General features: G+C 60.4%; 19 protein-coding genes. 12 read left to right on the forward strand and 7 right to left on the reverse strand.

Features of this window, described 5'->3' with window-relative positions:
- Positions 1 to 125 precede the first annotated feature (125 nt).
- The 3 genes from IEW18_RS01030 to IEW18_RS01040 all read right to left on the reverse strand — a co-directional run bounded on the left by IEW18_RS01030 (position 126) and on the right by IEW18_RS01040 (position 2,587).
- A complete protein-coding gene (locus tag IEW18_RS01030) occupies positions 126 to 899 on the reverse strand; it encodes a DUF4097 family beta strand repeat-containing protein (RefSeq protein WP_188555965.1) in 774 nt (257 codons plus the stop codon).
- Positions 900 to 1,138: 239 nt separating this feature from the next.
- Positions 1,139 to 2,008: a HEAT repeat domain-containing protein gene (locus IEW18_RS01035; RefSeq protein ID WP_188555966.1), complete on the reverse strand. Its 870-nt coding sequence runs from the start codon at positions 2,006 to 2,008 to the stop codon at positions 1,139 to 1,141.
- A 30-nt stretch (positions 2,009 to 2,038) separates the two neighbouring features.
- Positions 2,039 to 2,587: an RNA polymerase sigma factor gene (locus IEW18_RS01040; protein WP_188555967.1), complete on the reverse strand. Its 549-nt coding sequence runs from the start codon at positions 2,585 to 2,587 to the stop codon at positions 2,039 to 2,041.
- A gap of 488 nt (positions 2,588 to 3,075) precedes the next feature.
- On the opposite strand from IEW18_RS01040, the gene IEW18_RS01045 reads away from it, so the two are divergent.
- Together IEW18_RS01045 and IEW18_RS01050 are read left to right on the forward strand one after the other, a co-directional pair.
- Entirely contained in the window at positions 3,076 to 4,347 is a 1,272-nt protein-coding gene (locus tag IEW18_RS01045; RefSeq protein ID WP_188555968.1) for a sensor histidine kinase, read from the forward strand.
- Between the two features lie 160 nt (positions 4,348 to 4,507).
- Complete coding sequence (locus IEW18_RS01050; protein WP_188555969.1) at positions 4,508 to 5,245, forward strand: LytR/AlgR family response regulator transcription factor; 738 nt, start codon at positions 4,508 to 4,510, stop codon at positions 5,243 to 5,245.
- Positions 5,246 to 5,541: 296 nt separating this feature from the next.
- Here the strand turns inward: IEW18_RS01050 and wrbA are convergent, their stop codons facing one another.
- The gene (gene wrbA / locus IEW18_RS01055) at positions 5,542 to 6,153 is read right to left on the reverse strand and encodes an NAD(P)H:quinone oxidoreductase (RefSeq protein WP_188555970.1); all 612 of its coding nucleotides are present in this window, start codon (positions 6,151 to 6,153) and stop codon (positions 5,542 to 5,544) included.
- A 434-nt stretch (positions 6,154 to 6,587) separates the two neighbouring features.
- Between wrbA and IEW18_RS01060 the strand changes: the two genes are divergently transcribed.
- The 6 genes from IEW18_RS01060 to IEW18_RS01085 all read left to right on the forward strand — a co-directional run bounded on the left by IEW18_RS01060 (position 6,588) and on the right by IEW18_RS01085 (position 13,882).
- On the forward strand, positions 6,588 to 7,280 hold the full coding sequence (locus tag IEW18_RS01060) for an RNA polymerase sigma factor (protein WP_188555971.1): 693 nt from the start codon (positions 6,588 to 6,590) through the stop codon (positions 7,278 to 7,280).
- On the forward strand, positions 7,261 to 8,874 hold the full coding sequence (locus tag IEW18_RS01065; RefSeq protein ID WP_188555972.1) for a hypothetical protein: 1,614 nt from the start codon (positions 7,261 to 7,263) through the stop codon (positions 8,872 to 8,874). Before IEW18_RS01060 ends, IEW18_RS01065 begins: the two co-directional genes overlap by 20 nt.
- A gap of 54 nt (positions 8,875 to 8,928) precedes the next feature.
- Positions 8,929 to 9,270 carry a DUF6970 domain-containing protein gene (locus IEW18_RS01070; protein ID WP_188555973.1) on the forward strand — a complete coding sequence of 114 codons (342 nt, stop codon included), beginning with the start codon at positions 8,929 to 8,931 and terminating at the stop codon, positions 9,268 to 9,270.
- A gap of 270 nt (positions 9,271 to 9,540) precedes the next feature.
- Positions 9,541 to 11,577, forward strand: a complete 2,037-nt coding sequence (uvrB, locus tag IEW18_RS01075; RefSeq protein ID WP_188555974.1) for an excinuclease ABC subunit UvrB — start codon at positions 9,541 to 9,543, stop codon at positions 11,575 to 11,577.
- Between the two features lie 102 nt (positions 11,578 to 11,679).
- Complete coding sequence (locus IEW18_RS01080) at positions 11,680 to 12,216, forward strand: hypothetical protein (RefSeq protein ID WP_188555975.1); 537 nt, start codon at positions 11,680 to 11,682, stop codon at positions 12,214 to 12,216.
- A 136-nt stretch (positions 12,217 to 12,352) separates the two neighbouring features.
- Entirely contained in the window at positions 12,353 to 13,882 is a 1,530-nt protein-coding gene (locus tag IEW18_RS01085; RefSeq protein WP_188555976.1) for an ArnT family glycosyltransferase, read from the forward strand.
- Here the strand turns inward: IEW18_RS01085 and IEW18_RS01090 are convergent.
- Entirely contained in the window at positions 13,875 to 14,594 is a 720-nt protein-coding gene (locus tag IEW18_RS01090) for an HAD family hydrolase (RefSeq protein ID WP_188555977.1), read from the reverse strand. The genes IEW18_RS01085 and IEW18_RS01090 overlap by 8 nt on opposite strands.
- Positions 14,595 to 14,651: 57 nt before the next feature.
- Here IEW18_RS01090 and IEW18_RS01095 point away from each other — a divergent pair, with 57 nt between their 5' ends.
- Positions 14,652 to 15,290, forward strand: coding sequence for a chloramphenicol acetyltransferase (locus IEW18_RS01095; RefSeq protein WP_188555978.1), 639 nt, complete (start codon positions 14,652 to 14,654; stop codon positions 15,288 to 15,290).
- 40 nt (positions 15,291 to 15,330) lie between these two features.
- Here IEW18_RS01095 and IEW18_RS01100 read toward each other — a convergent pair whose 3' ends face one another.
- Both IEW18_RS01100 and IEW18_RS01105 read right to left on the reverse strand, forming a co-directional pair.
- The gene (locus tag IEW18_RS01100; protein WP_188555979.1) at positions 15,331 to 15,744 is read right to left on the reverse strand and encodes an EamA family transporter; all 414 of its coding nucleotides are present in this window, start codon (positions 15,742 to 15,744) and stop codon (positions 15,331 to 15,333) included.
- 100 nt (positions 15,745 to 15,844) lie between these two features.
- Positions 15,845 to 16,699, reverse strand: coding sequence for a phosphatase PAP2 family protein (locus tag IEW18_RS01105; protein WP_188555980.1), 855 nt, complete (start codon positions 16,697 to 16,699; stop codon positions 15,845 to 15,847).
- A 303-nt stretch (positions 16,700 to 17,002) separates the two neighbouring features.
- Between IEW18_RS01105 and IEW18_RS01110 the strand changes: the two genes are divergently transcribed.
- The 3 genes from IEW18_RS01110 to kdpF all read left to right on the forward strand — a co-directional run bounded on the left by IEW18_RS01110 (position 17,003) and on the right by kdpF (position 20,062).
- Positions 17,003 to 18,355 (forward strand): sigma-54-dependent transcriptional regulator, encoded by a 1,353-nt coding sequence (locus IEW18_RS01110; RefSeq protein ID WP_188555981.1) that lies wholly within the window; start codon positions 17,003 to 17,005, stop codon positions 18,353 to 18,355.
- 145 nt (positions 18,356 to 18,500) lie between these two features.
- Entirely contained in the window at positions 18,501 to 19,631 is a 1,131-nt protein-coding gene (locus tag IEW18_RS01115) for a TlpA disulfide reductase family protein (RefSeq protein WP_188555982.1), read from the forward strand.
- 353 nt (positions 19,632 to 19,984) lie between these two features.
- Entirely contained in the window at positions 19,985 to 20,062 is a 78-nt protein-coding gene (gene kdpF / locus IEW18_RS21980; protein ID WP_110978249.1) for a K(+)-transporting ATPase subunit F, read from the forward strand.
- Positions 20,063 to 20,121 lie beyond the last annotated feature (59 nt).

A 20,121-nucleotide genomic window follows, 5' to 3' on the forward strand; every position in this document is an offset into this window, starting at 1 on the left:
GCCGATGATGGTCAACGTGGGTAGCGTTGATCGGCTGGCCGGCCGCTGGTAGCCCGCGGCGCAACAACAGCGGTACAATGAACTGACTGAGCCGGGTTAGACCGCCGGCCGAGAGGTAGGGCCTGCTACTTGGCTTTGCGCACGTAGATGTCGCCGCTGATGTTGTGCAGGGCCAGCTTCGTGCCGCCGCCGTTCAGGGGCACCGATACGGTTTGGCCGCCTACGCGGGTCAGGCCGTCGGGCGTGGGGCGCGGGTTCAGGTCGAAGTCGGTGTACACTTCGCCCGACATGGACCGCACGGTAAGGTTGGCCTTGGAAGCGGCGGGCATGGTCACATCGAGCTTGCCACTGACCAAGGACAAGGCCGTGGGCTCGGCGGGCAGGGCGGCAAACTGCACGGTGATGTTGCCGCTGGTGCTATTGCCTACCACGGGCCCGCTCACGTTGGTCAGGGTAGCGTCGCCGTTTTTCATCTTTACCTCCAGGCTGCCCGAGAGGCCGCTTACGCGCAGGTCGCTGCCGTTCCAATTGGTTTCGGTGAACACCAGGGCCGTGCGCCGGGGCACCCGCACGGTGTAGGTAACCTCCTTGCGGGAGGCCTGCACCACGCGCAGCACGTTGCCCTGCGCTACCACCGACAAGCCCAAGCGGGTGTTATCCTCGGCTGAGTTATAAATGGGCCGCAGCCCCTGGGCTTGTTTGGGCGGCTCCTGGTAGCCGTTGCCGCGGATCACCACCTCGTCACCGTCGTAGCCCTCTACCACCACGCTGCTGCCGTGCATTTCCAGCACGAGGCGGCGGTTTTCGCGGGTAGGAAAGCGGGTTTTGTATTCTTGCGCCCGTAAGGCGGAGGCCGTCCCGGTCAGTAGGAGCAGGCTAAAAAGGAAGGAACGTTTCATACTAGCAGAAGAAAGAGCGAGAAAAAGAAGCCGCCGCCAGGTTGCGCGGGCCCACGCAGGTAGGGAAGCAGCAAATCAATAAGTAGCATCTCGAATAGGTAGCTTCTCCAAAGCCAGACCCGAGTTGTCATTCCGAGCGCAGTGAGGAATCTGGGTCGAACTCCAGAGGCTAACTCAGATTCCTCGCTGTGCTCGGAATGACAGCGAAAAGGGCTTTGCAGACGATTCCTAAAGCAACATCAGATTAAAAGCCCCAGGCCTTGCTGGGCCTGTTGGCGCACCACGGGCAGCACATTGGGCTGGCGGGAGAGGTGCTCCAGGGGAGCCACGGCCCGCTTGTCGCGCAGAGCCACCAGCAGTTCAATCAGGGTAATCTGCACGTTAGGGTCGGTTTGGTTGGGTAGGGCCTGCACCAGGGCCGGCCCCACGCGCGGATCGGCGCGCAGGTGAAACAGCGCTTCGGCCGCGGCCAGGCGCACGTTGGGGTTAGGGTCGGCGTTGAGGGTCGTGATGAGCACCTGCACTGCGGCGTCGCCGGGCTGTACCGTGGTGGGCGCTTCGCTGACCAGCTGCAGGCGGCGGTTAGCCGAGGCGGGCTGACCAGCCAGGGTAGTAAGCTGGGCGGCCAGCTCCGGTTGCCGGGTTGGCCGCATGGCCACTTCCGGCGCAGCCACCGGCCGCAGCAGCAACCCCAGCACCGTGCCGACTGCCAGCAAGGCCACAGCGGCCGCCATCCGCAGCCAGCGCCCCGCCGCCGACGCCTCCCAAAGCGGAATGACCCTGGCACCCGGGGCGGGCTCCTCCGCGGGAGCTGGCAGGAGCGGCAGCCCTGCCGGCTGGTTGCGGTTTAGGGCTGCTTTTTCCTGATTGAGTGCCTGCAAAAAGTTTGCGCGCAGGGCTGGGGGCGGGGGCGGGGCGGGTAGGGCGTCGAGGTGCTCGAGCAGGGCACGGAGCTGGTGCAGCTGCTGGCGGCAGGCGGGGCACTGGCGCAGGTGAGCGGTCAGGGCCTCGGCGTCGGGGCGGGGGAGGGCGCCTTCGGCGTGAGCAGGTAGCAGCGGCTCCCAACGGGCGCAGTCGGCGGGTAGCAGGGTTTCGGCGGAAGAAGTCATATACAAACGGGCGGCCAGCGCCCCGAAAATTCAGCGGAAGTACAGTGTGCGCAGGGCCTCCAGGGCGCGGTGCGCTTTCACGCGGGCGGCTCCCTCGGAACACCCCAGCATCTGCCCAATCTCGGCGTAGTCAAACCCCTGGAAGCGGTGTAAATCCAGGATTTCGCGCTGGGCCGGCGGCAGCAGGGCCAGGGCCTCCTGCACGGATTGGGCGCAATCGGTGGCCGTGAGGTGGGCCTGGGCAGCGCGGCCGTGGGCGGCGGTGTGTTCCAGGTCGTGGAGGTCGATGGGAGCGGGGCGCCGCCGCTGCCAGTGGTCGGCGTGGGCGTGGCGGGCCAACTGGTAGAGCCAGGCCCGGAAGCTCAGGCCCGCCCGGAAGCTAGCCCGGTATTTCAGCACCCGCAGAAACACGTTCTGGGTTAAATCCTGCCCAACTTCTTGGTCGCCGTTGTTGAGGCGGGTCAGGAAGCCGAACAGCGGGCCGTGGTACCGCTCAAACAGGGGCGTGAGCTGGTCCAGGTCGTCAGCCTGCACCTGGAGCATCAAGTCTTCGTCGCTGAGAGAGGTAGAAACAGGCACGGGCGGAACAAAACAAGCGGCGGGACGAAAGAACCGAATCTGCCCCGAATACCGGCCGCTGGTCTATTCGTTACAGGCCCCGCAAAATAATTTTTCCGCCCGCCACCTTAGGCTGTATAGTCGAGCAAGCGCGTCATGCCGGGCGCCGCGAAGCATCTCGCTCGGATGGCCTTAGAATGGCGTTGCAAGCTGTAACTGTCCTGCTGCTTTGGCGTCCGCTGGTCAAGGCATCTCTCCTGCTTCGTTGCAGGCTTCCTCCATTAGCCGAAGGTAAAGATGCTTTGACCAGCTCAGCAGGAAGAAGTCGTTTTGTAGGATAACGGCCATGTCTTAATAACAGGATTTCAAGCTTAGCCCTAGCGGAGAGTCAGAAGCTGGCAATCTGATGCGGTACGGGGTTAGCCGGGCGCTAGCGGGCGTTGGGGGGCCGGCGGGCGGGGTTCATTGAAAAGGGCTCCTTCCGGCCGGGAGAAGGCGTATTTTTAAGCATGGAAGTATCGTCTGCGCCCATTACTGCCCCGCTGTCCGAAAAACCAGTGCTGTCCCGCGTCGGCTGGCGGGCGCGCCTGCGGCCGGTGCTGCGGTCAGCCAACTGGTCGGCCGCTTCCGAAGACACGCCCATTCCGCGTTGGGTACACGTGCTACTGTGGCTGTGGCTGGCGGGCATTGATGCACTGAAACTCAGTGGCACCGTGGCCATGCTGCCCCGTTTCCCGGCCACCGCGGCCGAGTGGCACCCGTTGCTACCCCTAATTGGCCGCCTGCTGCTGGAGGATATGACCGGAGCCTTACTGTTCTATCTGACCTGGCGCTGGCTGATTCCGCGCACCCTGGGCCGGGCCCGGGTGGTGCACTACGTGCTGCTGGCCGCCCTGCTGGTGCTGCCCTACGCGGCGCTAGTGGGCTGGGTCACTGCCCAAACCTCGCGCAAAGGCGTGCAGGTTTCTGCCTACCGGGTAACCAGCCCCGCGCAGGGCCAAAAGAAACCCGTCACGACCATTGTGAAAAGCAAGAAAACGGGCCCGCAGATGCCGGAAACGTGGATGCGCATCATCAGTGCGGGCATCATCGGCGTGTTTATCGTGGGCAGCAGCTCGGCCCTGCGCATCACCGGCGACTATATTCGGGGGCAGCGCAACCGCCGCGAAATGGAACGTCAGCAACTGCTCACGGAGCTGGCCATGCTCAAAACCCAGATCAACCCGCACTTTCTCTTTAACACGCTCAACAACATCTATTCCCTCACCAGCCGCAAGTCCGATAAAGCTCCCGAAGCCGTGCTGCGCCTGGCCGAAATCATGCGCTACCTGCTCTATGAGAGCAGCACCGATACCGTGCCCCTGAGCCGGGAGCTGGCCCACCTGCGCAGCTTCCTGGACTTGCAGCGCCTGCGCCTGCCAGCCTCGGCCCAGGATGCCATTCAGCTGGAAGTAACCGGCACCTCGCCTGATTGCGCCCATCCCATTGCCCCGCTGCTGCTCATGCCCCTGGTAGAAAACGCCTTCAAGCACGGCGACCTGACCGCCCGGCCCGTGGCCGTGCATATTTCCTTGGTGCTGGCTTCCGATGGGCTAGTGCGGTTCTCGGTGCTGAACCACGTGGCGCCCGCCGATGCGGAGCGGGAGCTGCCCAAGCAGCCCGGCGGCGTGGGCCTGGTAAACCTACGCCGCCGCCTGGAGCTGCTGTACCCCGGCCGCTACGCCCTGGATGTGCAAACCCCGCCCGGCCAGCACCTCGTTACGCTGGTGTTGCTGCAATAAGCCGTTTGTAGGGGTATGAGGGTAGGAGGGTAAGGGGTAGGAGTTGAACTGCAAACCTTACCTTTCTGCTCTAAATCCCTTACCCTCACACCTTCACACCTTCACACCTTCACACCTTCACATCCTCCTACCCTCACACCCTAATAAAGCCACTCACGCCATGACCTGCGCCATTCTCGACGACGAACCCCTGGCCCTGGACCTGCTGGCCGATTACTGTGCCCAAGTGCCGGGCCTGGAGTTGAAAGGACAGTTCGACGATGCCCTGGCCGGGCTGGCTTTCCTGCAGGATAACCCCGTAGACGTAGTATTCCTGGATATTCACATGCCCCGGCTTACGGGCGTGCAGCTGGCTCAACTGCTACCCCAGCCCGGTCCGCGCATTGTGTTTACCACCGCCTACGACCAATATGCCGTGCGCAGCTACGAACTCAATGCCGTAGACTACCTGCTGAAACCCATTGCCTTTGAGCGGTTTGTGCAGGCCGTACAGAAGGTGCGCCAGCAACTGACTACCCCCGCAGCTCCGCCAGTAGTTGCCACGCCCGCCACCAGTACCGAGGTGCACCCCGTCGCGCCGGATGCCATGTTCGTCAAGAACGAGCACCGCCTGCAGCGCGTCGCCTTCGATGATATCCTCTACATCGAGGGCATGAAGGAATATCTCATGATTTACACCTCCACCGGCAAGGTACTCACGCTCCAATCGTTCCGGAGGGTAGAGGAAGTGCTGCCTGCCGACCGATTCGCGCGCATCCACAAATCCTACCTCGTGGCCCTCAGCCGCATTGAGCACGTGGAGCGAGGCAAAGTGCAGGTCGCCGGTCGCCTACTGCCCATCGGCGACACTTACCGGGACTCCTTCACCAACCTCATTAAAGCCTACAACCTACTGTAAGTGATTCAGTGAGTTGGTGATGGAGTGGTGTCATGGCGGGATGGAGCGCCGCCATCTTCCCTCTCTTCCGCAAGAAGCCTACGAACGCAACAAGCCCTTACCTCTGGCGCGGAAGTAAGGGCTTGTTGCGTTAACAGCGTGATTCTGGGTCCGGATTGGAGTGGTAGCGCGAACTGTGGAGTTAGCGCTGATGCCGTGGAGGAAGGCGAAGTAGCTCGCCCCAAAAGAGAGGACGGATGGCTTCGGCTCCGCCTCGTCATAACGGCTTACTCACTCACTAAATCACCATCTCACCGCTACTGCGCCAGCTTGCTGGCAATCTGGGCGGTGTGCTGGCCTTGGTGGCGGGCGCCTTCCAGCTCGTTGGCGCTGGGCTGCCGCTCGCCTTGGCCGCCGGCCACGGTGCTGGCGCCGTAGGGCGTGCCGCCCGTAACTTCTTCGTGGCCCATCTGGCCTTGCCAAGCATAGGGCAGGCCCACGATGACCATGCCGTGGTGGAGCAGCTCGGTGTGCAGGGCCCGGATGGTGGTTTCCTGGCCGCCGTGCTGGGTAGCGGTACTCACGAAGGCGCCGCCAACCTTACCAATCAGCTTGCCCTGAGCCCACAAGCCGCCGGTAGCATCCAGAAACGACTGGATTTGGCCGCACACGTTACCGTAGCGCGTGGGCGTCCCGATGATGATGGCGTCGTATTGTTCCAGCTCCTCGGGCGTGGCCACCGGAATGTGCTCAAAGGCTTTCTGGGCCTGGGTAGCGCCAATCTTGTCGAGCAGAGCCGCGGGTAGGGTTTCGGGTACCCGCTTGATGGCTACTTCGTTGCCGGCAACCTGCCGAGCGCCTTCCGCTACGGCTTCCGCCAGCTTGTACACGTGACCATAGGTGGAATAAAACAACACGAGCGTCTTCATAAGCAGTTGGTTTTAAGTGAAAAAAACGAAAGACAATCAGGAAAGCAGAGGCCGCCAAAAAGCTGTGCACCGCAGGCGGAACTCATGTGGTACGAGTGTACCGCCCAAACGACAAGCTGCCTCTACTTTATAAGATATGTACCTACATGCTAATGCTGGATTAGGTTGCCGTTCTGCTTATCTTAAGCGGATTATTTCTGCTAGGGCCTGTAGTCGTAGGGCTGTAAAAAAAGGCCGGTCCGAATGCAACCTTACCCCACAACAGCAGCATCTTACCCCCACAGCCTTCCTTTCCACAATGAAGGTATCCTGCTTTATTTCTATCCGACTTCGCGACATATGCAGCATTCTTACTTGTGCGGAACCGAGCTCCTGATGGGGTTGGCCGCTGGTGAGCATCTTAATGCCGGACCCCGCCGGGGCCGGGACTTCCAATGAGCGCCCTGTCGGCCTCGCTGGGAGGGAGCGGGCTGCGTAGCCTGTTGCCGGGTAGCGCTGCTGCGGCGCGCCCAGAGTCCCACTCCTCGTCGTTAGCTGCTCCCGTGCGTCCTCTGACCCCGCCTTCCCAGCTCTCTGATTCGGAGCTGATTGATGGCTGCCTTGCTGGTAGCCGCCTGATGCAGAAGTATTTATACGAACGATTTGCCGGCCGCATGATGGCCGTGTGCCTGCGCTACGCCCAAACTACCTTCGAGGCCGAGGACGTATTGCAGGAAGGCTTTCTGACCGTATTTAAAAATCTGGCCAGCTTCCGCCGGGAGTGTCCGCTGGAATTCTGGATTCGCCGTATCATGGTCAACGCCGCCCTGCGCCAGCACCGCCGCAACGCACCCCTGGTAGCCGTCAGCGACGGGGGCGAGTACCCGGAGGATTTGGCCGGCGAAGAGTTTACGCTTTCCAACTACAATTTCGAGGAGATGCTGAACATGATTCAGGACCTCGCCCCGCGCTACCGCATGGTGTTCAACCTGTTCGCCATTGAAGGCTACGGGCATAAAGAAATTGGCGACATGCTCGGTATTTCCGAGGGCACCAGCAAGTCGCAGTACTCCCGGGCCCGGGCCATTTTGAAAAGTAAAATCGAGCGTCTCGACGCTCATCGCACGCATGGCAGCATCCGCTCCTAATACGAATACCCCCGACCCCCGCCCAACCGGCGACCTGGAGCACCTGTTTCGGCAAAAGTTTGCCGAGGCTGAAGTGGCTCCGCGCGCCAGCTTCTGGGACCAACTCGACCACGAGCTGGTAGTGCAGCAGAATGAGCAGGTGGTGCAGCAAAACGTGACCTACCGCCGCCGCCTGGTAGTGCATCGTTGGGTTGCGGCCGCCTGCTTACTGCTGGCCCTGGGCTTTGGCAGTTGGGCTTTCCTGTGGCAGAATGGCGCCGCCGTTGGCCCTGAACTAGCCATGCAATTGCCGGCAGGTTCGGCTACCTCTGCTGATGCCTCGGCCGGTTCGGCTGGCGCTGCTACCTCTGGCTTTGGGGCTGAACATGGTAGTGCCGCTTCTGATGCTGCAGCTTTTCCCGCAACGGCCTCCGGCTCAGCCAGTGACTTGCTAGCCGGCCTGGACGTACCCTCCGGCGCTACCGAATCAGAGGTGGCCGCGCTGCTACGTCGTGGTAGCGCAACCCCTGCGTATACGGCGCAGTTTGGTGCTGGTCGCTCGGCTACGGGCCTGTATTCCGCTGCTCCGGCGGAAGGAGGTAGCCTAATGGATGTGTATCGCCAAGTAACATCGTCGGCCGGAGGAGTTGGAGCCGACAACTCCTTCTTTGCCAGCCTAACCGGGATGCAGCCCCGCCCCGCTGCCTTGCGCAGCGGGCTGGGCCTGAGCCGGCCCGATACGCTGAAGCCTTCTTTGCTGATGGCCCCACAGCTGCCCACTTCTGCCCCGGAAGTAGCCGCTGTTCCCGAGCCCGAGCAGAGGGAATCCCCGAAGCTGTGGCGTCGGCTGCGGCTGGGAGCTAGCTACGCGGTGGGCTCCTATAACCCGAACATCAACTTCTCGCACACCGATGGCCGGCTGAGAACGGACATGGTAACCAACGCCGTGCGTAACTACTACCAGGATGAGGCCGAGGATGAGTACCGCCGCAACCTGCGGGCGGGCGTAAGTCAGCGGGCGGCCCTGGTAGCTTCCTACACCCTCAACGACCGGTGGACCCTTACCTCCGGGGCGGAGGTGGCTCAGCAGCGCGCTACCTCCGCCACCACGTACGGTTTCATTGATGGCAAGCAGGTAGGCCACGAGGCTGCCGACTTATTTAACCGGCCCGCCGCTTACAGCCCGGCTCCGGCCCAGCCCCGCGCCACTTCTTACCGCTACCGCACGGCGGGTATTCCGGTGGGCGTGCGCTACGGCTCTACCAAGCCCGGCCTTTCCCTGTACGCCAAAGTAGGGGCGGCCGTGAGTGTGCTGCTAGGCAGCCGTTCAGAGCTGGAGGGTTCCCCCGAAGCTACCCGCACCTACACCCTGAAATCGGCGGAGTCGCCGTACCGGCAGGTGCTGACCTCGGTGCGTGGGGGTACTGGTGTCCGATATCAACCTGCTTCGGCCGCCTGGAACGTGGTAATCGGGCCTGCTGCCGAAGCCGGCCTGACGACCCTGAACGCCCACCCCAACCAGCGTGGCGCGCGCCAAAGCCGCCCCTACAGTATCGGTCTGGAAGCTAGCATGGAATTTGGGACGGCAAAGCCCCAGCCCATTGCTGCTCAATAATTCCCGCGCCGCGTTGTCCCACCATTCATGAGTCGCTTTTTTCATTTTCTCCCTGTGTGGTTGCTGCTGTTGGGAGCCGCTACTTCCTGTTCCAGTTCTCTCGATGAGGCAATGAATGGTGCCTGCGTAACCAACTTTTCTGCTACCCTTATTGAGCAGTTGCAACGAAAACCCAAGCAAACGCCGGCGGCCGAGGTAACCCAGTACACCTACCAGGGTCGCACCGTGTATTTGGTAACGGGCGGCGATGCGACCAACTACAGCTACCTGTTTGACACGTGTGGCAATGTGATTTGTGCCGCCGGCGGTGGCCCCAATAAATCCGGTGACGGCCGATGCCCCGATTTTGCCGCTACCGCCACCAACGCTACCCTCCTCTGGCGCGACCCGCGGTGATTCGGTGAATGAGGGGGAGTGGGTAGCAGAAAGGACGCGTTGACAACAGCACGTCATCCTGAGCGCAGCAGCCGAAGGACCTTATTACGTCAGCACGAGTCGTTGTACCGATGTCGTTCGGGCGTGATAAGGTCCTTCGGCCTCTGCCTCAGAATGACGTGCTGTTGTCAACCTCGCTCATTCACTCATTCCCCGTCTTCCTTTCCTCCCGAACCATAAGCCGGATTTTAGAGTTATCATAGGCTACCTTTCTGGCCTACATTTCCCTGCATGCACTACCAACTGACCTCGGAATTCAAACCCACCGGCGACCAGCCCCAGGCCATTCGGCAACTGGTGGAAGGAATTAATAACGGCGAGCCGGCGCAGGTGCTGCTGGGGGCCACGGGCACGGGCAAAACCTTCACCATGGCCAACGTTATTGCCGAAACCGGCAAGCCGGCCTTGGTGCTGTGCCACAACAAAACCCTGGCTGCTCAGCTTTACGGCGAGTTTAAGCAGTTCTTCCCCAACAACGCCGTCGAGTACTACATCAGCTACTACGACTACTACCAGCCCGAGGCCTACATTGCCTCCACTGATGTTTTCATTGAGAAAGACTTGGCTATCAACCAGGAAATTGAGAAGCTGCGGCTGCACACTACCTCCACGCTGCTCTCGGGCCGCCGCGACGTGATTGTGGTGGCATCGGTGTCGTGTATTTACGGCATCGGCAACCCCGAAGAGTTTGGTAAAAACGTGATTTTCCTGGCTCCAGGCCTGCGCTACTCGCGCAACAACCTACTCTACTCCTTCGTCCAAATCCTGTACTCGCGCACCGAGGCCGAGTTTACGCGCGGCACATTCCGGGTGAAAGGGGACACCGTGGACCTGTTTCCGGCTTACGCCGACCACGCCTACCGCATCTTCTTTTTCGGCGACGAAATCGAGGCCATTCACAAGATTGACCCCGTAAGCGGCAAGAAGCTCGCCGACGAGAAATCCGTCACGCTTTACCCCGCCCAGCTGTTCGTAACCGGCAAGGACACGCTCAACCAGGCCATCAAGGAAATCCAGTTCGATATGGTGCAGCAGCACGCCTACTTCGAGAAGGAGGGGCGTGATGCTGAAGCCAAGCGCATTATGGAGCGCACCGAATTCGACCTGGAAATGATTCGGGAATTGGGCTACTGCTCCGGCATTGAGAACTACTCGCGCTACTTCGACGGCCGCCAGCCCGGCTCCCGCCCGTTCTGCCTGCTTGACTACTTCCCGGAGGACTACCTGCTGGTAGTTGATGAAAGCCACGCCACCATGCCCCAGATCCGGGCCATGTGGGGCGGTGACCGAAGCCGCAAAACGGCCCTGGTGGAGTACGGCTTCCGTCTGCCCTCGGCCATGGACAACCGGCCGCTTACCTTCAACGAGTTCGAAGGCATGGTGCGCCAGGCCGTGTTCGTGTCGGCTACCCCCGCCGACTACGAGCTAACCCAGGCCAATGGGGTCGTGGTCGAGCAAATCATCCGCCCCACCGGCCTGCTCGACCCGGAAATCGACCTGCGCCCCAGTGGCAACCAGATTGATGACCTCTTGGACGAAGTAGACAACCGCGTGAAGATGGGCGACCGGGTGCTGGTAACCACCCTCACTAAGCGCATGGCCGAGGAACTGCAGAAGTACATGGAGCGCCTGGGTATCAAATCCAGCTATGTGCACTCCGACGTGAAAACCCTGGACCGGGTGGAGATTCTGCGCCAATTGCGCCTGGGCGAAATTGACGTGCTCATTGGCGTAAACCTGCTCCGGGAGGGCCTCGACCTACCTGAGGTAAGCCTAGTTGCCATTCTCGACGCTGACAAGGAAGGCTTTCTGCGCGACCAGCGCAGCCTCATCCAGACCATGGGCCGCGCCGCCCGTAACGACCGGGGCAAGGTGATTATGTATGCTGACCGTATCACGGGCTCCATGCAGCGCGCCATTGACGAAACCAACCGGCGCCGTGCTACCCAACAAGCCTACAACGAGGAGCACGGCATCACGCCCCGTACGGTGCGCAAGTCGCGGGAAGCCATTATGGAGCAAACCTCGCTGTCGGATTACCGCATTGCGGAAGCGCCGGGTTACGCTGGCCCCACTGAGGATGCGGCCCTGGCCATTGCCGCCGAGCCAGTCGTTTCCATGATGACCAAAGTGGACCTGGAAAAGCTCATCAAGCAAACCGAAAAGCAGATGGAAGCCGCCGCCAAGGACCTCGACTTCCTGACCGCCGCCAAGCTCCGCGACGAGCTGGCGGGCCTCAAGCAAGTTCTCAAAACCAAGCGCGACTAGCCTTTCGGCACGATTGTAGACCACGGGAAAACCGGCTGGTAGTAGGTGTTTAACGCCTGCTGCCAGCCGGTTTGGTTTTACTCTATCTTAATCCTGGTTCAGATGATTCTACGTTTTCTGCTCTTGTCTGGCTTATTGGGTACGCTGCAGCTATCAGGGGCGGCTCAAACCGATTCGTCCAAGCCCGCTTCCGACACGCATCCGGCGCTTCCATCTTTACCTGAGTCGGCTCTGCAGCCCACGGTAGCCATTACCCAGGCAGCGGCAGTTTCCCCGGGCACCCGCTTTATGTATCAACAAATCAGAGCGGTGAACAATGAAAAAGCCTTTCTGGCCCCTGCATGGCATGGCCTACTGCACTTAGAGCCCGATGTAGTGCAGGAAAAGCGCCGTACTTCCCGCGTACCCGGCAGCTTGGACGTTAAGGTAATGCAAACGCTCAATGAGTTAGCCGAAGAAGGCTGGGAACTGATGGAGGTATATAAGCTGGTGCAGCCAGTAGGTGCGGAGCAGAGCATTACATCGGCGCTTGGATTCATGGAACCTACTAAGCGCATCGTTACGGGCTACACATCTATCAACAGTTACCTAGAAACGCGCTACCTGTTGCGGCGTCCGTTACCGACTGCGGCCAAGTAGTCTGGCGTGCTTGTTCTCAGCACTTCAGTTTGAGTAGTCAACCGCTCCCTCTAATCTGGTACTTTTGGTTGACCAGTCTTCAGCGCTACCTCAAGTGGCACTTGCTTACGCACTGGCAAGTGGGTTACCTCTGGGCATGATACACACGCTAACAACTTGGGTCCGGCAGCATCCGGCCCGGGCCTTATTTCCAGTATTGCTGCTGGCGGTTGCGCCATTGCTGCTGGTGCTGCGTGAACCCATTTACCTGTGGGATGAGTCGCGGGTAGCGGTAAACGCGGCCGAAATGGCTCTTAACCATAACTGGCTGGTAGCGCACTTCGAGGGCCAGCCCGATTTATGGAACACCAAGCCGCCCTTGTTACTATGGCTGCAGGTGCTGTGTATCAAGCTGTTTGGGTTCAACGAAGTGGCTATCCGGCTGCCTACTATTGGGGCGGTGCTGGTAACGGTTAGCGCCTTGTACTGGTTTAGCGCCAAAGTCCTGCGCACTGCGGCCGCGGGCCTGTTTGCCGTGCTTGTCCTGCTGACTACTGCTGGCTACTTCCGGGTGCACGTGGCCTGGTCCGGCGACTACGACGGCCTGTTGGTGTGCTGGCAGCTGCTCTTGTTAGTTTTTTATTTTCAGTATCTAGAAAAAGCCCGCTCCCGGGACTGGTGGCTGTTTACCGGCGCATTACTGGGGGCCATTTTGACCAAAGGGGTGGCGGGGCTGCTGGGGCTGCCGGGGTTGCTGCTCTACACGCTCTGGCAGGGTAGGCTGGGCTTCATGCTGCTCAATAGGAAGCTGTATATCTCAGTGGCCCTGTTGCTGTTGCTGGTGGGCGGCTACTACCTGGGGCACGAAATCAGCACGCCGGGTTACTGGCAGGCCGTGCGGGAAAACGAGCTGGGCGGCCGCTTTTCCACGGCCTTGAACGACCTGACCGGCCCCTGGAACTACTACCTGGTCTACCTCAAGATTCGCGACTTCGTGCCCTGGCTCTACTGGCTGGCTCCCGCACTCGTCCTGGCGTGGTGGCAGCCCAACCAGGTGCAGCGGCGGGCGGTGGGGCTGCTGGTCATCTTCAGTGCTTGCTGGCTGCTGCTGATTAGCTGTTCGGCTACGAAACTTGCCTGGTACGCCGCGCCCATCTACCCACCCCTGGCCCTGCTGACGGGACTAGGCATAGCCCAGCTTTGGCAGTGGCTGCACACGGCGTATCTGGGGCGTTACATCTCGCGCGTGGTTAGCATGGCGGTTTTTGCGCTGTTGTTCTTTGGGCTGCCCTACCGCGGCATGCTGCTCGACATGCTGATTCAGCTTCAACACCGCACCCTGTACCACTTCTACCGAAGCTACCTATCCGCCCTACCCGCTAGTGCACAACCGGCTTCCGTGGCCGTAGTAGTGCCCGATATTGTGAAGACGAACGTGGTGTCAACGGCCCGCGACCCTGGGCGTGAGTACAACCCGGTATTTACCTTCTACAAGCTGGCGTATAAGGCCGGGCGAAACCTGGACCTGCGCATTACCAGCGTCCGGCAGCTGGCCTCCCTGGCTCCGGCTGATACGGTAATCGTGTGTAATGAGGCCTTGCACCAACAGGTGCAGGCGCGGTTTGCTACCCGAACCTTGCATCAGTCAGCCCCTTGTCATACCCTGGTGCTGGTAGGGCCTAAATAACGGGAGAGGAGCCCAGTAGCTCGATATAAGCCGGTACTTCGGCCAGCGAAGCAAGCGTTTGGAAGGCTACCCCCACCAGTTGCTCGGCCGGTACTTCCTCCATAATCCAGGTGGTGTGGTAGGGCACGTGCACGGCCTGGGCCCCCAGCCGCGCCACCGGCAGCACATCCGACTTCAGCGAGTTGCCAATCATTAGAAACTCCTCGGGGCGCAGCTGGTGGCGGGCGAGGATGCGCTGGTAAGTGGCTTCGTTTTTTTCGCTCACGATTTCAACGTAGTCAAATAAGTCGCCGAGGCCAGAGCGGGCCAGCTTGCTTTCCTGGTCGAACAGGTCGCCTTTCGTGAGCAGCATCAGGGGGTAGCCCTGCCGCTTCAGGGCCGCCAGCACGTCGGGTACCGCGGGCAGCAGCTCAATGGGGAAGCTGAGCAGGCGCTTGCCGTGGTCGAGGATGTGCTGGATTTCGGTGCCGGTTACTGCGCCGTTGGTGAGCTGGATGACGGTCTCAATCATCGAGAGCATAAACGACTTGGCCCCGTACCCAAACAAGTGCATGTTCTGGCGCTGCACCTCGTTGAAGCGGTTTCCGATAACGCCTGGCTCGCCGTGGTGGGTCAGCAGCTCATACAGCTGGGCTTCGGCGTAGTCGAAATGGGGCTGGTTGGGCCAAAGGGTGTCGTCGGCGTCGAAGGCAATCAGGCGGGGCGCGGGCATGGCAGGAAGGGTGGAAAGGGGCAAAGGCTTGGGCAAAGTTACCGAACTTGCGGCCCTATGAAGCAGTTAGTAGACCTGAACACCTGGAACCGGCAGGAGCATTTTGCGTTCTTTTCCGCCTTCGAGGAGCCATTTTTTGGGGTAGTGGCCGAGGTTGACGCCGCCCGCGCCTACGCCCGGGCCAAGGCCCTGGGCGTGTCGTTTTTCCAACTCTACCTGCACTGCGCCCTCACGGCCGTGAACGAGGTAGAGGCCCTGCGCTACCGCATTGAAGACGGGCAGGTGTACTGCTACGACCAAGTGCACGTGTCGGCTACGCTCACCCGACCTGACCATACCTTCGGCTTTTCTTTTGTGCCCTATGCCTCTTCCCTCTCGGAGTTTGGGGTAGGGTTGGCGGCCGAAATGGAAGCAGTGCGCCACAGCACCGGCCTGCGCCTGACTCCTACCACGGGCCGGCCCGACGTGGTTCACTTTTCAGCCCTGCCCTGGATTTCCTTTACCAGCCTAACCCACGCCCGTTCCTTCAGCCACCCCGACAGCATCCCGAAAATATCGGTGGGAAAAACCCGGCGGCAAGGCGCGGCGTTGCTGCTGCCCGTGGCCGTAAACGTGCACCACGGCCTGGCCGATGGCTACCACGTAGGCCTGTTCCTGGCCGCGTTTCAGCGCGAACTGGAGGCTGCTGAAAACTAGTAGTTCGCTGCCCCAACAGCAATACGCTAATAGCGCGGCGCTACCGAATCAGGACCAGCGTGCCGATAACAATCAGGCCGGCGCCTACCCCCACCTGCAACGTCAGCCTTTCTCCCAGAAACACCACCGACAGTACAATGGCCAAGGCTACGCTCAGCTTGTCGACGGGAGCGACCTGCGAAACCTTGCCGACTTGCAGGGCCTTGAAATAAAAAATCCATGACAGCCCCGTGGCTACTCCCGAAAGTCCCAGAAAAAGCAAGTTGGTGCGGGAAAGCGTGTGCACGTCGGCCAGGCCGCCCCGGAAGTACACAATGCCCCAGGCCAGCGCCAAAATAACTACCGTCCGCACGGCCGTGGCCAGGTTCGGGTCAACGCCTTTGATGCCAACTTTGGCCAAAATGGCGGTTAGAGCCGCAAACACGGCCGAAAGAAGCGCGTAAATCCACCACATAGGACACTGAAAAAAAGGTGCTACCTAGTGTACGAAGCCCGGGCGCAAGCCGCTAGTCCGGCGGCTTGCGCCCGGGCTTGTAAGGGCTCCTTACTTTGTTCTACTTGGGCTGCCAGGTAAAGCTAAACCCTGGCGTGCCGCTCAGCCCCCCGCCCGTACCCAGCCCGTAGCTAGGTAGCCAAGTCGGCGAAAAGCCCATGCCCTCGGGCAGGCGGGGCTTGCGGCCCCAGCGGTTGCGGTGGGTCAGGTAGCCCAGGTGGGCCGATAAAATGCCGAAGCCCGCTCCCGCCACCACGTCGCTTTGCCAATGCTTGTTATTGATCATGCGCAGGGCGGCCACGCTGGTGGCAAGGGTGTAGGCCCCAATGCCGTACCACTGGCTTTTATCCCGAAACTCGTTGTGCACGATGCTGGCGGCCAGGAACGCTTGCGCCGTGTGTCCCGAGGGAAACGACAACTTATCGGAGCCATCGGGCCGGGTTTCGCGGCTCAAGTGTTTCACCGCAAATACCGTCGTGAGCATAATCAGCTCACTTTTCAACACGACTAGCCCCACGTTAATCCGGTCGTTTCTGGACTCAACCCCCGACAAGGCGACCAGGCCCAGCTCAGCGTAGGGAGCTAAAATCAGGATGTCGTCGAGGCGGGTCCGGAAGGTAGGGAACAGCTTGTGAATGTCGCGGTTGGCTTCCTGGTTGGTATAGAAACCGCCCCCGTCGAAGGTGTACGCCCCATAGCCAATCAGCAGGGCCGGCACGATGGTGGCCCTAACCAGCTTGCCCTTGTACCAGGGCTGCTTCACTACGGCCGGTACGCCCCCCGGATTCTCAAACTTGTGGGCTGTGTCGGCCGGAGCAGTGGGAGTGGAGGGCGGGGAAACCTGGGCCAGGCCCGGCACCATGGAAGCCGTACTGAGCGCGAAGCCAAGTGCAATCCGGCGAGCAATGGAATTCATCAAACGGAAGGTGAAAATGTGCTGATCAGAAGGATAGACGACCCGTGAACGGGCTGTATAACGGGGTACGTAACGATTTGGTAACAAATAGGTCTATCTAAATGAGAGGCAAATTACGCAGCTCAACTTTAGCCCAGTGAACCGTTGGAACCGCCCCGCCCGGCCCCGTGGGCGTACCCCAAAGCTGGCTAGATGGGGGAGAGGCAGGGAAGTGTGCGGAAAACAGCGCCGCCGGTCCAGGGTCATTTTCGCCGTTTCTGTGTACCCTTGCAGCCCGAAATCAGCCCTACTTTTCTACTTCGCATGCCCGCCGGAACCCTACTGCTCATCGACGACGAAACCAGCCTGCGCCAACTGCTGGCCCGGGTGCTGGAGCTGGAAGGCTACTCCGTGCTGCAAGCTCCCGATGCCCGCCGCGGCCTGGAGCTGCTGCGCCAGCATGCCGACGAGGTGCTGGTGGTTCTCTCCGACGTAAAGCTGCCCGACGGTTACGGCCTCGATTTGCTACCCCGCTACAAGCAAGTAAGTCCCCTGGCCGAGGTCGTCCTGATGACGGCCTATGGTACCATTCCCGACGGGGTGCGGGCCATGAAGGAAGGCGCCTTCGATTACCTCACTAAGGGCGACTCCGACGACCAGCTGCTGGTCGTGGTGGAGCGCGCCGCCGACAAAGCCCGCCTGCAACAGCGCGTGGCCGACCTGGAGAAGAAGGTGGGCGCCCAGTACAGCTTCGAGAGCATGATTGGCCGCTCCGGGGCCCTGGAGCAGGCCAAGAAGCTGGCCCAGCGCGTTGCGCCCACGGATAGCACCGTGCTGCTGGAAGGCCCTACCGGTGCGGGTAAGGAGCTGTTTGCCCAGGCCGTTCACCAGGCCAGCCTGCGCCGGAGCAAGCCGTTCGTGGCCGTGAACTGCTCGGCTTTCCCCAAGGACTTGCTGGAATCGGAACTGTTTGGCTACAAGAAGGGCGCGTTTACGGGGGCGCTGGCAGATAAAAAGGGCTTGCTGGAAGAAGCCCACGGCGGCACCCTGTTTCTGGATGAAATCGGGGAGCTGGAGCTGAACGTGCAGGCCAAGTTCCTGCGGGTGCTGGAAACCCAGCAATTTACCAAGCTCGGCGACACCAAGCCTACCAGCGTGAACGTGCGCATTGTAGCCGCCACCAACCGCAACCTCCGGCAGGAAGCCGCCGAAGGTCACTTCCGACCCGACCTCTACTACCGCCTTTCGGTATTTATGGTGCTGGTGCCAGGCCTGAACGAGCGGCGCGACGACATTGCCCCGCTCACCAGCTACTTCCTACAGTACTTTGCCGCCCGCCTGCGCAAACGCCTGCGCGGCCTCGAGTCCGAGGTGCTGGAGCAGCTCCAGCGCTACGACTGGCGGGGCAACGTGCGGGAACTGAAAAACGTGCTGGAGCGCGCCGCCATCCTGGCCGACGGCGACCTGCTCACCCTGGACGACCTGCCCGCCGAGTTCCAGTACCTGCCTACCCCCCTGACCACCGACGAAGCCGCCGACCGCAGCCTGCGCACCCTGGAAAAGCGCCAGATCCGGCAGGTGCTCCAGGAAACCGGCGGCAACAAAATGGAGGCCGCCCGCCAGCTCGGCATCGGCACCAAAACCCTTTACCGCAAGATTCAGGAGTACGGGTTGTAACTGAGAGGAAGTAAGGTCGCGGATGAGCCTCCTATATAGCTGGAAGTGTATACTAGTACACCTAAAATTTTCGTTACTTGAGAAGGTCGGCTTCTGAAGGCAGAAAGCTGGGAAGCATCTGTGTATTATCTACTTCCTCATCTCTATGAAAAAGCATTTACTGGGTTTATTGCTCGTTGCCCCCTGGCTGGCTAACGCGCAAACGGCCGCTCCTTTTACCATCAAAGGCACCCTCGGCAAGCTCAACGCCCCAGCCAAGGTGTACCTAATGCGCGGTAACGTGGTGGCAGATTCAGCAACGTTAAAAAACGGGGCGTTTGAATTAAAAGGAACCAGCAATGCGCCTGTAGCAGCCGACTTAATATTCCGACCCAAGGGGCAGCTAGGTAGCTTGTCTGGGCGGGTGCTGGACCGCACGCGCCTCTATCTGGAGCCGGGAATCACAGTCATCACCAGCCCCGATTCGCTGGCCCACGCTACTATTCAGGGCGGCCCTGTCAATACCGATAATGTACGGCTGAATGCGGCTATAAAGCCAGTTATTGCCAACATACAGGCTTTCGGGGCGGAAATACAGAAAGCCACGGAACAGCAGCGGCAGGACCCGGCTTTCCACGAGCGGAACAAGGCCCGGTTTGACGCGTTCAACAAGCAGATTGCGGCTGTCATCTACGATTTTATCAAAGCCAACCCGAACTCGTGGGTGAGCCTAGATGCCCTGATGGGGCTCCAGATGCTGGACCTGCCGCAGTACAACGTGGTGGCTCCGCTGTACAATGCCTTTAGCCCGGCCCTCAAGAACAGCCCCCAGGGCCGGCAGTATGGTGAGATGGTCCAAAAGCTGAAAGTTGTGGCGATTGGAGCACAGGCCCCTGATTTCTCCCAGCAAACGCCCGACGGCAAAACCATATCGTTGCGCGACTACCGCGGCAAGTACGTGCTAGTTGATTTCTGGGCTTCCTGGTGCGGCCCCTGCCGCGAGGAAAACCCCACGGTGGCCAAGGTCTACAGCGAGTACAAAGGCCGCAACTTCGAGGTGCTGGGCGTGTCGCTGGATAACGAAAAGCAACGTGACAAATGGGTGAAAGCTATTCAGGACGACAAGCTGAGCTGGCCGCAAGTGTCGGACCTGAAGGGCATGGATAATGCGGCTGCCCTCAGTTATTACGTGCACGCCATTCCCCAAAACTTTCTCATTGACCCTACCGGCAAAATTGTGGCCGCCAACCTCAAAGGCGCTGATTTGAAAGCTACCCTGGCGAAGTATATCAAATAAGTAGAAGCTGAGGCAGGATACTATTCCTGAGTTAACAGCAACCTCACAAACCGGGTTATTCTGACCGACGCACCGAGTCAGAATGACCCGGTTTTTTGCGTTCGGGCCATACGGAATAGTAGGCAGCGCAGAATTTAGGCACTGATTATCAGAGTGATAAATCTTTAAAGGACAAGTATAAGCGGAAGCGGGCCCGAATTGGCAAGAGGCAGCGGGCAACCTTATTACGCTTCTACTGATGACCCCACTATTGCTGATTGTTCTGCTCACTGCCGCGGGCCTCGCCGGGTTCGGGCTTTTCTACAAGTCGATCGATTTTTTCGACCACATCTAACGCCGCCTACTGCCCCATGATGGTCGCCCTCTTTTTCCTCTCCCTCGCCACGTTCTGCTACCTCTGCTACGTGCTGCTGCGCCCGGAGAAATTCTAATTCAGTTACCGCTTGCGAGTTGCCAGTTGCCAGACAAGGCACGGGCTGAAACTCGCAAC

It is taken from the genome of Hymenobacter glacieicola, from assembly GCF_014640315.1.
Classification (GTDB): Bacteria; Bacteroidota; Bacteroidia; order Cytophagales; family Hymenobacteraceae; genus Hymenobacter; species Hymenobacter glacieicola.